We start from the raw sequence: 13,124 nt of genomic DNA on the forward strand, positions 1-13,124 counted from the left end.
ACAATGCCGCCATGCTCCAGATAAAGTTTGGGAATTGCCAAATGATGCACAAGGGCGTCTCTGCTTATGGGGGGGACAAGACTAAGTATGATAATACAAATGCAAAGAGAAAAAATTAACAGACACAAGCCTGTCAAATAAAGATTTTCAAGCCGGAATTTAAAGCAAATTCTTTTTTTTATATCCCAAAAGGACAAATCATAACCCCGCTATCCTGCTATTTTTGTAGCAGTCTCATCTATCATAAAGATTATAGAGTTCTTCAATCTATCAAAGGAAAAATTAATTATTGGGAATTGTTCTTTTTCCAATTCTTTAATTTTATTAAAAATTACCGATAGGGTAAAGTGAGATAAAATTCGTCTTAAATACAAATGCGCCATATCAAATCGTCCTGCATTAAAGGCATTTTCAATAAGTACAAAATGTAAAAACAACTGATCATCAGGTTGTATATCAGCAATGGCCAGTCGAAGATAATGATTTGTTTTATCAAAATCATGTAGATAAAAGTGATGAAATCCAAGGTACATTCGTGATCTGGCATTCAATGGTGACAACTTAAATGATTTCAAAATATAAGATTTAGCTTCAAGATACCTGCCCATTTTTAACAAAAGATGTGCTTTCATGTAAAGGTACACAATATCCAAACGTTTTTTGTCATAAATTAAAATATTCAATTGCTCTTCAGCAGCCTTTAATTGATTCGTAGAAAGAAGGCTGACAATATAGTTATATCTTGTCTTATTAGAGTCAGGATAAGCCTCCACAGCCTTTTGTCCATAAAAAACTGCTTTCTCAAATTCTTTTTTCTGCATATAATTAAATTGAAGGTTATCATAGGAAACCATTTTGGAATATTCGGGTTTTTTATCGTCCAGAGTCAGGGCTTTTTCATTTAACGCAATGGAGATATCATACATCCCGTTCCTTTGATAATAGAGACTTGCCAGATTTTGATAACACCTGGGATTACCTGGTGCTGTCTGGATGGCAGCCTTCCACAAGGTCTCTTCTGTCTGCCAGTCAAAATTTCTGATATAGGTAGCAAATCCAGTTAAGAACAAAAAACAGGCGGCAATAATTACAATTAAAGAGAGTAAAATCCGATTTTTATTTTCATAGAAATCTATCAGAGTATGTAAACCCGCTGATACAGGAAGAAAAAGAAACATTGAAGGAAGATAATTTCTATGTTCAAAAATCAATTCCAAGGGAAGAATAGTGGACTCCACCAGGTGATTTAAAAAATAAAACAATATGGCAAAACTGAGCAATGGCCGCTTTTTGATATTTAGCACACCCACAATCAAGATGGAGCCAACAGCAATAAGAGACGATAAAGTGGTCCATGGAGAAAATAAAGATTTGGATATTTTAATATCATGTACAATAGAATAATTTGATGCCACTGGATAAAATATCTGTTTAAAATATAAAATAAAAATTCTACATTCAGTCAACAATCTTTCCCAAAGGGTGAAGGGTCTATGAGCATAACCACTTAAAAAACCAAAAGGATTCTTATAAAACAAAAATGCGGCACCCATTATAAACAGTATACTTAGACTACCCCCCAAAATAAAAAACATTTTTTTTTGCAAAGATATTTTATTTAACTTATGAAAGAAAATAATTTCCATAAGAATAACACTCAATGGGAAAAGTGCAGCATTTTCTTTACATCCAACGGCCAGAATTCCACCCAACAAAAAAAAAGAATAAAACAAAAGGCGATTCTTTGTTGAATATGTCAGCCGGGCTTTTAAGTAGCAATAAAGGGCAATAATATAAAACATGGCGGCCATGGAAGCCATTCTCTGTACAATATAGGTAACCCCTTGGGACTGGATGGGGTGAATTGCCCATAATAGGGTAGAAAAAATAGCAATGGAAAATTGGTCATTCCAATATTTTCCCTTTAAAATATTTGTTTTAAATAATTGTAAAGTGGCAAGATATAAAAATAAAGCGGAGATAATATGAATAACCGTGTTTATAAAATGATATCCCCAAACATTACTTTTTCCGATGTACCAATTGAGCGCAAAGGAAAGCATAGCAACAGGACGATAAAAAGAATCCCCATTGTAATAGCCAGCATTTATTGAGGCTTTCATGGAATTTAGGAGGGAAGTAGGATCAAGGTTTGATATGTGTAGTTTTGGGTTTTGAACAATATTTCCGAAATCATCAAAGTGCCAGGAAGTATTAAACGTATTGCTATAAATCGAGCCGATTGAAAACAATATCAATATAAATACCATCCTCCTATTTAAGTGGATTTTAGCCATCTTGACCTCTTGGCGACAATATATTTATTCGCCCAATATAGTATCGAAAAAACAAATTTATGATTTAAAAGTCCACATACGGATTAATTCGTGAACATCCTTACCTGTCTTGGGCTTCTATAAGTTTACATAGAAAAAGACAGGAAAAAGCCTGACACAAAACAGCAGATATCTCGGCATTTCCTGCAAGAAACTATAAAGGAAATAGCCGAAATGAAGACTGAAGTAAAGGCAAAATCAAGCTGTCCGTCCGAAACAGCGTACTGGAACAATGCCGTCCTTCCGCTATGACAAACCCGAGGGAGCCATGTCTGACCGGGGTTCAGCATTTCATTCATGGAAAGGCTTGTCCCGGTTCGAGGCTCTGCTGGAGGAGTATGAAGTCAACTCTATCTGGCGAAAAACGCCTCTGTCAACGGCAAGATTGAAACACTGAACGCAAGTTCTCAAAAGGAGTGCATACAGCAGACCGAGTTCATGGACATGAAGAGGTTTCCGCATCGGACGGTGCTATTGCGGAATGACACCTCCAGGTGGCCCTTTTGAACTATCGCCTGGACAACCCCGGTGCCTTTGTTCGATATGGAAGTGGACGTACGGTCTACAGCCCCGGGTACATACGCACTATTCTCAATCACCTGGACCGGTGGATCGGTTCCCTGAAATGCTTTTGCACGTTGTCCGAAGTACCCTACCCGACATTGGAGGGTTGAAAAAAAAGGATGCCGTCCAACCGTACATATCCAACTCCAAACGGTCGATTCCGTCTATTGATTCCAATATCAGTGATATCGCCCGTATGATCATTGAGGGCTATGCCCGATGGCAGGGGAGTTTGAGAAATTTCTTAACCCAAGAACCCCGGCGTGTCAATGTTTCACCTAACCAGATACGCAATGTCCTGGAGATCACAGGAATGATCAGTAAACGCAAAAGCAGGTCACCCCGGTAAAAAGGCAGTACCACAAAGCTTCAACCGGGTACGGCGCTTGTCACAGACGGCAAGGAGATTAAGGTTGATTTAACCTCCAGCCAGGAAAAATGCGCACAATTGGCATGGTATTGTGGGTCCGGCTACTTGCTGCCATACCGCCGTCGTGGTAACTGCGGCAGAAGGTGTCCGTCGTGCCTGCGAAAAAAGTGCCCGACTCATGGGACGTAGAACCGGAGGCCCTGCTTCATGACAACAAGCCTATCCACAACGATCAGCAGCTCAGAAAAGCCATTGAGCCCGAAATGACAATGATACGGGCAACACCAAATCGTCCAGAAAACAAGGCCGTCATTGAAGGCGAGTTCGGAAAATTCGAGCAGGCAGTGGCTAATATCAACCTTGATGACAGCACCTCGGAAAAGCTACCTGGTTAAGGTTATCCAAAATTGCCAGCACGAATGTGACCGCAGGCTTTTTGAGGCGGACTGGAACGACCGGTTCCGATACCAAGCCATGATGGCAACATTTTTTTCAAGCATTAGCCTGGAAACGAGTCTTTGTAAAAAATAAAACACACCCCACAGTCTGACATTTTTTGTCAATCATTACAGAAAAACAGAAGAAATTATTTGGCAACTTATTTTGGTTTTGCGAGAGGTGTATATATTATTTTTTAATAAATCAGATATATATTACTTTTTTAAAAAAACAATGGAGTTTTGAAAAACTTGGCATTCTTTATGCATAAATACAATTAGCAAGATAGAAACAAACATTAATCTTTAAATTTAAGGAGTCATCATGACAAAAAAAATGAATTTTTTTAACAAAAAAGGTTTTACCCTGATTGAGTTGATGATCGTTGTGGCAATTATAGGTATTCTTGCAGCTATTGCTATACCCAATTTTATGAACTACCAGTGCAAGGCGAAGCAAAGTGAAGCAAAGGCAAATCTTGGTACAATAAGAACAAACCAGGAAGCTTATCGGGCAGAGTTTGACACATATGGAACAGTAATGAGTGCAATTGGTTTTAGCACTACTGGTAGTACTAGGTATAGCTACGCAGCAACAATTGATAATAGCGGTACTGAATTTGATGCCACTGCTACAGAAAAAGCCGCTGCTAATTTAGGCTCTAGCATCACCGATTTATGGACAATAGTTGAAGACGGTACTCTTACGAACACACAGAATGCTTGCAGTTAACAAACAAATTATCGCCTATTTTTTGACTTTTTATGGATGAAATTAAATTCCTAATGAAAATCTAAAAAAAAGGAATATTCTCTTTAAAAAAACAGATATAGGCGAAATCACAAATTCAACAAAAAAAGGGAGTCGCAATCTCTGTTGCTCCTTTTTATTTTTATTTAAAGTCATAAGTTCTCCGATATACTAAAATTATTATTACAAACGACAATTAGACTCAAGGTGTAGGTTCATCAGTTATTTAGAACTTTAACTTCAAACACTAAAAAGATTCTAAGTTCTGTTGTCATTTCAGTGTAGCCATATCAAAGCGGCAGCAAAATGTACAAAGCACGTATATTTTTTCCCATTTTCAGATAGAAAAAAGATTCAACAAAATTGTTTGAGTTTGCCAACATAACACTCAAACAATATTATGTTTTTTATATACGCTCATCATATTTACGAGCTACCTTTCTGTTGGATTTGGACGGAATAACAAGAGTGTTTCCCTGGCTTTTCAATTGTTCAATTAGTATATATGTGGTGCTTACACCTTCAACCAAAGGATATGCTTATGTACAGTGCGTCTGTGGGATACACTGAATGCCGAGTTAAGGTTATCGCGCGCCGCAGCGCACTGAACAACGAGTTGGAGCAGACAACCCACAAGTTTTTTTCTCAACTCGGCATTATATCAGCTCTAAGAATAAAGTTCAGTGGATAACCGAACGCATCAACTATGACATGTATTTTGGTTGTAAAACCTCCTTTCGAGCAGCCCAACGCCTGCTCATCTGGCTCGGCAAGGTGGCCTTGGGAGATTCCTGCCTCACAAGTATATACACGAACAATAGTGTACCGTATAGCATTAACGGAATCTGTCAATGAAGATGTATGGCTGTCCAAATGCTCTTTTCCCCCATCGGATGAAGAGTTTATATACACTATCTATCTCTGTACGTCGGTAGCAATCTCCACTGTGCACCACTGTGAAATATCCAGAGCGCAGCTTCTACAAACTTTTAACAGGCTTCTTCAGTACAGATGTAGATTGTGTTTTGAGCTTAAAGAAAAAACAAAATTTTATACCAGTTGTCATTTGATAAATTAGCGTTTTCCATAGTCTACCAATTTTGCTATAAATATTGAAATGATAACAATATGGAGAAAAAGCTAATGTCAACAGAATCTAAGTCATTAAAAATAAAAAAGAATAAAGGATTTACATTAATTGAAATTATGATAGTCGTAGCAATAATAGGCATTCTTGCATCCATTGCCGTTCCTAATTTCATGAACTTTATTTGTAAAACCAGACAAATCGAAGCAAAAAAGAATTTATCCATATTAAGATCTTGTGAAGAGGCATACAGAGCTATACATGATACCTACGGAAGTGATTTAAACAAAATTGGGTTTACTTTTAGCGGTGCATCAAAATATACGTATATGTTTATTACTTCTGTAAATTCCTCAGAGTTTACAGCGCATACAAAGGGTGTTATCGATGGCAACGATGATATTTGGGCAATAGATCAAAATGGCATTCTCACCAACACAACGAATGCATGCAGTTAAATTAACAATGCTTAAGCAATCTTTTATTTCATTATTCAATCAGCAATTAATCCAGTCTCATTTCGATGACACAATTTTACTTTTTTTACTAAGTATGTGCTTTTTAATAAATAGTGATTTACTGTATTTTTATGGAAGGTAGATAGTGTTTATCTTATTACTTTTTATGGAGAGTAAATGACTATCCTCAGCAAAAACCTCTTATTCGTTTCTTTATTTTGTATTACCCTACTGCTTCAAAATCATTATGCTGACCTTCGTTTCACAATTTTTGAAAAAAATCCTAACTGCCCTTGGTGTGAAAATGGAGATATCGGGTCGGACCTTACTTATATTCCTGTGAATACCTCTTTCGCTCGCCTATTTGCCCCCGCAGATTGTAATTTCTTAGCAGATCTTTTATGGTTACGGACTGCTTATTATTTTGGTGAACACGCACTCACAGACCAGCAATTCCCCTACCTTGCCTATCTCATTGACCTGATCAGCGACCTTTCACCATCTTGGCTTGATCCTTACTTGTTTGGTGCAGTTATTCTTCCAGTTGAAACTGGGTCTGTCGAAGATGGCATTTATCTAATAGACAAAGGAATTGCCCATCACCCTGCTGAATGGCGCTTATGGTTTTTCAAAGGTTTTTATCAATGGCAGTTTAAAAATGATAAAGCCGCTGCCTCTAAGGCAATACACAAGGCATCTTTACTTCCTGGAGCCCCCCCTTTTATTATCAGTCTTGCATCAACATTTGCACTGGAAGCCGGAGAAAAGGAACTTGCTGTGAATTTTTTAAAAGAAGCACTAAAAAACATACATGACCCCGAACAACGTCACCAGATACTGTTAAAATTACAAAAGGTAATAAAAGGTGAATAATTCTGAACTAATATGGCGCAAGTCTGCGTTCTCCATTCGGCATGGCTTTTTCATGAAAATAAAACCCATCGTAAGCTGTATAAATTTTTCTGTGCCCAAAGGCCGCATCACAGGGCTTGTAGGCCCCAATGGCGCTGGAAAAACAACCACCCTGAAACTCGGAGCCGGGCTGATAAAACCTCAATCAGGTGAAGTCCTGATTCGAAACATTCCCGCACACCAGAAAAAAGCAAGATCATTGACCGGCTTTCTTACTGAAAATCAATATGCCTATCCCCATCTTCGCCTCAAAGAGTGGCTCCAAATGATGGCAGAGTTATCGGGAATAAAATCAAAAAAAGCAGCCTATAGAACCTTGGAAATTTTAGAATTGGTTGAATTAAGATCGCTTAAAAATCAATTAATGCAGACACTTTCCAAAGGACAACTTCAGAGAGCAGGACTTGCCCAGGCTCTTATTCATTCTCCTGCCATCCTTCTTCTAGACGAACCGATGAGTGGGCTCGATCCCTATTGGCGACTTCGTGTTCAGCAAATCCTCCTGGATTTTAAAAAAAATGGGGGAACCATACTTTTCAGTTCACATATATTATCCGATGTGGAGCGCCTTTGCGACAGTTTGGTTCTAATCAAAAATGGTCAAATCTCCTGGAAAGGGGAAATATCAGCATTGTCCCGAAAAATAAAATTCTATGAAGCTGTGGTGTCGAAAATAAATGATCAAAAGTTAATACAAAACATTTCTAACTCTGAGATTGAACTTCGCCATGATGGTACATGGATGATCTCGTTTCCTGTTGACAAAAAAAATAAAATCATTGAACTCGCATCTAAAAATATAATTTCTTTGATATCACTTAAACCTATTCAGGAAAATATTGAGGAAATGCTGCTCTATTCAATTACAGATGTTAAAAAAGCGTCCTAAACGGAGTTATCATGCAAACTATTTTCCAAATCCGGGCTATTGCTGTAAATGTCTGGCGTGAATCCATCAGAAATAAATCTTTACAAATTTTAACAGGATCAGCCCTTGTGTTTTTATGCTTTTCCCTGGTGTTGGGGGAAATGGCTGTGGGGGGCCGGGAGCGAATCGTGCAGAATGCCGCATTTTGGATGTTTGGTTCCTGGGGTCTTTTTGCCACAATCTATCTGGGTGCCAATATAATTCAACGAGAATACCAACGCCGCACAGTGTATCTGATTTTGTATAGACCCGTTACACGGCCTGTTTTTTTAACAGGCAAACTTCTGGGTATTGTCATGGTATTGATGTGCATTTTTTGCTCTCTTTTTCTTTTTACAGTCTTGATATTTAAAGTTGCTCCTGTTCAGATAACAGCAATGCATATAATGGCACTGCTTTTCATATTTGGTGAATGGATTTTGCTGGCGGCCATGAGTTTATTTTTTGCTGCTTTTACATCGCCAATCCTACAGGCTTTATTTATGGTCGGTATTTATTTCACAAGTCATTGGAGCAAAGATCTGTATATTTTTGCTTCTAACTCACAGGATATATTGCTTAAAAATACCCTCAACATCATTTATTATATTCTTCCCAATCTTGAAGCATTAAATTTCCGTGGAGATGCACTTTACAGCCGAGTAGTCCCCCATCAATTACTTCTTGAAGGTGCTCTTGTTTTGATTTGCTGGACAGCTGTTTTTTTTACAGCAGCGAATCTGATTTTCTCAGCTCGCAGAGGTGTCTGATTTTATTATGAATAAACTTATATCAAATAAAAACGCATTCGTCTTATTGATAATAATTTTAACATGCATTACATATAGTCCTGTTTTTCACAATAATTTTATTAATTTTGATGATGACATCTATGTGACTGATAATTTTCATATCAAAGAGGGTATTACACTGAAAAATTTCCAGTGGGCGTTCACCGCTGTTTATGCCAAAAACTGGCACCCCTTAACCTGGCTTTCCCATATGATTGATATACAAATATTCGGCATGAATCCCTTTGGGCACCACCTGACAAACCTTATTTTTCATTTATTCAATTCATTTTTATTGTTCCTTATTCTTCAAAGAATGAGTGATTTTTACTGGAAAAGCCTTATTGTGATGGCTCTTTTTGCACTTCACCCCATGCACGTGGAATCGGTGGCATGGATCTCTGAACGAAAAGATGTATTAAGCACCTTTTTCTGGATGCTTGCGATCTGGAGCTACACATATTATGTCAAAAAAACCAGTATAAAACTGTATCTGCCTGTCTGTGCTTGCTTTATTCTATCCCTGCTTGCAAAACCAATGGCTGTGACTTTTCCTTTTGTTTTACTCCTGCTTGATCACTGGCCCTTGGGCCGCTGGAAGAAAACATCTGTCAAAACCCACAATTGCAAAATATTACAACATCCTCTACATATTTTAATCTTAGAGAAAATTCCCCTTTTCTTAATTTCTGTCACCAGTTGTGCCATTACTTTTTATGCCCAAAACAAAGGGGGAGCTCTGGGCTCTTTTGAGCTATATTCCCTTAAAACCAGGGTGGCCAATGCAATTATCAGCTACACTCGATATATTTTTAAAATGCTATACCCCTTTGATTTTGGCATATTATATCCCCATCCCGGCATGCCTCAGTTGCACTTTCTTATAATTGCTTCTCTTTTTTTAATACTCATGACAGGGCTTTCAATCCTAACTTTTAGGCGTTGCCCCTGGATGTTCACCGGATGGTTCTGGTATCTGGGCATTCTCTTTCCGGTCATTGGAATTGCCCAAGTGGGTGCCCAGGGCATGGCGGACAGATACACCTATACTCCCATGATAGGTATCTATATTTTAGTGGTGTGGGCCATTGAGCATTTGTTTTACACAAAAAAACTGTCAAAAAAAACAATGTCTTCCTTATCCGGTCTCCTGGTTCCAATTTTAGTAGTGGCCCTATCCATTCTGACTTTTCATCAGTCTCGATACTGGAAAGATAGTGCAACTCTATTCCAACATACAATCGATATTACTAACAATAATTATATTGCCCACAACAACCTGGCCAATGCAATGATGAAGAATGGTCAAATAAAAAAGGCCATTTTTCATTATTCAGAGGCGTTGCTGATAAAACCTGATTATTCATTGGCTCTGGGTAACATCGGAATTGCTTTTGCAAAACTTGGAAGAACTGATGATGCATTAAAATCTTATTTGAAAGCCTTGGCCATTGATCCTGAGAATGAAGAGATATTAACAAATATGGGCAATGTATTTTCAAATTCAGAAAACAAAGAGAACGCCATCGATTATTATGAAAAAGCAATTTTTTATAATCCTGATTATGTAAAAGCACATATTAATTTGGGGAATCTGCTTATGAAATCAGGTGACTTAGATAAAGCTAAGTCTCATTATGTCAAAGTCCTGAATATCAATCTTGACCATAAAGAAATAGCCCACAATCAAATAGGTAATCTACTGGCTAAGACTGGAGACTTAGATTCAGCCATTAATCATTACCTTTTGGCTCTAAAAATAACCCCGGATTATAAAGACGCACATAATAATATTGGCGTTGCATTTGCCAGAAAAGGAAATTTGAATAAGGCTGTATCACATTTTAAAAAAGCTTTGGGAATAACTCCTGGAGATCCTGATATTGAAAAGAATCTCAACAAAGCGCTGGGTTTACTGAAAAACAACAAAATTAACGGAGATTAAGAGTTTTAATGTTCAAAGGGAAAAAAATCGTTGTTGTCATGCCAGCGTACAATGCAGCAAAAACGTTACGTAAAACCTATGAAGAAGTGATGGCCCAGGAAATTGTTGATCTGGTGATCATCGTAGATGATAAAAGTAGTGATGAAACAGTAAAAATTGCGAAGGAATTCAAAAAAGCCATCATTCACACCCACGCAGAAAATATAGGGTATGGTGGCAATCAAAAATCATGTTATAGACTGGCCCTTGAAAATAAAGGAGATATTATAATCATGGTTCATCCTGATTACCAATATACCCCAAAACTCATTCCTGCGATGTCTTCGATGATCGGCAATGGCCTCTATGACTGTGTCCTGGGCTCAAGGATACTGGGGGGATATGCACTTAAAGGGGGCATGCCAGTTTATAAATATATTGCTAATAGATTCCTGACTCTGGTGGAAAACCTTTTCACTGGAGCAAAGCTATCTGAGTACCATACTGGATATAGAGCTTTTTCAAAAAAATTATTGGAAAAAATTCCTTTTAATCAAAATTCGGATGATTTTATCTTTGACAATCAGATGTTGGCACAAGTGCTGTGGTCTGATTATACCATAGCGGAAGTGAGTTGCCCCACAAAATATTTTCCTGAAGCCTCATCCATAAATTTTAAAAAAAGTGTCAGTTATGGTTTTGGATGTATATTTACCGCCATTCAATTCAGACTTTCCAAAATGCACATAATCTCTCCAAAATTATTTCTTTTTTGAAAAAAATGACAACCAATAATTTTTTTTTTGCTTCCCATGTTAAGATATTAGTCATTTTGACCTTATTGGTAATTATTACCATAAGCGCCATTATACGGCACAGATTCATTGACATACCCCTCGAACGAGACGAAGGGGAATATGCCTACGCCGGACAATTAATTCTTGACGGCAAACTCCCCTATGACCACATGTACAACATGAAACTGCCGGGAGTATATGCATCATACGCATTGCTCATGGCTTTGATGAATGAAACCCGACAAAGTATTCACATTGCCTTGATTTTCATAAATATCCTGACTGTTATTTTATTATTTTTATTAGGTCATCATCTATCCTCACCAGTGGGAGGGCTCTTTACCGCAACCACATTTTCAATCCTGTCCCTTGGTGCTTCTGTCCAGGGAATTATTGCCAATGCAGAACATTTTGTCATTCTATTTTCCATGGCCGGGCTTTACACCCTGTTAAAAAGCATGGAATACAAATCAATTTTATATTTATTTCTCAGTGGTTTATTCCTTGGCACAGGAATATTAATGAAGCAACATGGAATCATGTTTGCCATATTGGGGATCATCTGGTTTTGTATTAAAGAAAAACAAAATAATAATATTTTTAAACCTCCATTTTTTAAATGGGGACTTTATTTACTCGTGGGCTTAATACTTCCATACATGTTTATCTGTCTGATATATACAGGGTCTGGACTTTTCAAGCCATTTTGGTTCTGGACAGTTAAATATGCCATGGCCTACTCCGGCCAAATACCGCTCCAGCACGCATGGACAGGATTTCTAAATCGAGGCATCCCCATAGTTCAGACAGCACCAACTTTCTGGATTCTTTCAGCAATTGGTCTGGTATTTTCCATATGGAGTGTAAAAACTAAAAAAAATTCAATCCTGATAATTTCATTTACCATGTTGTCATTTGCTTCAATTTGTCCGGGATTTTATTTCAGACCCCACTATTTTATTTTATTACTTCCTGCGGCTTCCATATGCACCGGCATTGCAATGGACGTTCTGGTTAAAAAATGTTGGGGCAAAAAAAACATTACACAAAAAATAACAATATCCATGGTAATTGCTTTTTTTTGCTCATGTATATCCATATATAATCAAAAAGAATTTTTGCTGGAAATGACTCCGGTACAGGCCTGTAGATCCATGTATTCCATCAATCCATTTCCCGAGTCCTTAAAAATTGCACAATACATTAAAGATCATACCCGGGAAAATGACAAAATAGCTGTCATTGGGTCTGAGCCCCAGATTTACTTCTATTCAAATCGCCCTGCATCAACGGGTTTTGTTTATATGTATCCCTTAATGGAAAACCATGAATTTGCATTGCACATGCAAAAACAGATGATCCATGAAATTGAATCCAATCCACCGGAATATATAGTATATTTACGTCATCAACTTTCATGGCTTATCAGGCCTGACTCCCATGATTTGATTTTTAAATGGTTTGAAACATACAGAAATGAAAATTATAATTTGGAAGGTCTTGTGGACATTGGTGAAAATCAGACAACCTACAGTTGGCAACCCCATATAAAATGGCCACCCTCTTCGCCCTATTGGGCGGCAATATTAAAACGGAAAACCAATGAAAATTTCTAAAAACAAGGGTTTGTATGGTCAGGCCAGACAACAGACTGATATCAATCAGTGGCAAAAAATTTTACTTTGAATGTCATAACGGTAGATGTCAAGCAAGTTGTCGCCTCAACATAAAAAAAATCGTGCTTACCGCAACACCTTCTCATGACCTCCGACGGACTTTTTTGGATGCCC

11 protein-coding genes and 1 pseudogene are annotated in these 13,124 nt (G+C 37.7%); 11 read left to right on the plus strand and 1 reads right to left on the minus strand.

The window, feature by feature from the left end; translation table 11 throughout:
• Positions 1-209: 209 nt before the first annotated feature.
• Positions 210-2,123 (minus strand): tetratricopeptide repeat protein, encoded by a 1,914-nt coding sequence (locus tag B9A32_RS09380; protein ID WP_212637876.1) that lies wholly within the window; start codon positions 2,121-2,123, stop codon positions 210-212.
• 716 nt (positions 2,124-2,839) lie between these two features.
• On the opposite strand from B9A32_RS09380, the gene B9A32_RS21665 reads away from it, so the two are divergent.
• From B9A32_RS21665 to B9A32_RS22135, 11 genes and pseudogenes are all read left to right on the plus strand, one after another.
• Positions 2,840-3,010: a hypothetical protein gene (locus B9A32_RS21665; RefSeq protein WP_212637877.1), complete on the plus strand. Its 171-nt coding sequence runs from the start codon at positions 2,840-2,842 to the stop codon at positions 3,008-3,010.
• 412 nt (positions 3,011-3,422) lie between these two features.
• Entirely contained in the window at positions 3,423-3,665 is a 243-nt protein-coding gene (locus B9A32_RS09390; RefSeq protein WP_084068687.1) for a hypothetical protein, read from the plus strand.
• A gap of 367 nt (positions 3,666-4,032) precedes the next feature.
• Positions 4,033-4,440, plus strand: a complete 408-nt coding sequence (locus B9A32_RS22335; protein WP_084068689.1) for a type IV pilin protein — start codon at positions 4,033-4,035, stop codon at positions 4,438-4,440.
• A 1,161-nt stretch (positions 4,441-5,601) separates the two neighbouring features.
• A complete protein-coding gene (locus B9A32_RS22340; protein ID WP_084068692.1) occupies positions 5,602-6,003 on the plus strand; it encodes a type IV pilin protein in 402 nt (133 codons plus the stop codon).
• Positions 6,004-6,180: 177 nt separating this feature from the next.
• Entirely contained in the window at positions 6,181-6,876 is a 696-nt protein-coding gene (locus tag B9A32_RS09405) for a tetratricopeptide repeat protein (protein WP_084068694.1), read from the plus strand.
• A gap of 52 nt (positions 6,877-6,928) precedes the next feature.
• Positions 6,929-7,804, plus strand: a complete 876-nt coding sequence (locus B9A32_RS09410) for an ABC transporter ATP-binding protein (protein WP_084068696.1) — start codon at positions 6,929-6,931, stop codon at positions 7,802-7,804.
• An 11-nt stretch (positions 7,805-7,815) separates the two neighbouring features.
• Entirely contained in the window at positions 7,816-8,592 is a 777-nt protein-coding gene (locus B9A32_RS09415) for an ABC transporter permease (protein ID WP_084068698.1), read from the plus strand.
• A 124-nt stretch (positions 8,593-8,716) separates the two neighbouring features.
• Positions 8,717-10,558 carry a tetratricopeptide repeat protein gene (locus tag B9A32_RS09420; RefSeq protein ID WP_212637878.1) on the plus strand — a complete coding sequence of 614 codons (1,842 nt, stop codon included), beginning with the start codon at positions 8,717-8,719 and terminating at the stop codon, positions 10,556-10,558.
• Between the two features lie 8 nt (positions 10,559-10,566).
• Positions 10,567-11,313, plus strand: a complete 747-nt coding sequence (locus B9A32_RS09425; RefSeq protein ID WP_084068703.1) for a glycosyltransferase family 2 protein — start codon at positions 10,567-10,569, stop codon at positions 11,311-11,313.
• Between the two features lie 200 nt (positions 11,314-11,513).
• Positions 11,514-11,975 (plus strand): annotated as a pseudogene (locus tag B9A32_RS22515) (ArnT family glycosyltransferase); the annotation flags it as partial.
• Between the two features lie 486 nt (positions 11,976-12,461).
• Positions 12,462-12,950: a hypothetical protein gene (locus tag B9A32_RS22135; protein WP_232367106.1), complete on the plus strand. Its 489-nt coding sequence runs from the start codon at positions 12,462-12,464 to the stop codon at positions 12,948-12,950.
• Positions 12,951-13,124: the final 174 nt, after the last annotated feature.

The sequence above is a fragment of the Desulfocicer vacuolatum DSM 3385 genome (genome assembly GCF_900176365.1).
GTDB lineage: Bacteria > Desulfobacterota > Desulfobacteria > Desulfobacterales > Desulfobacteraceae > Desulfocicer > Desulfocicer vacuolatum.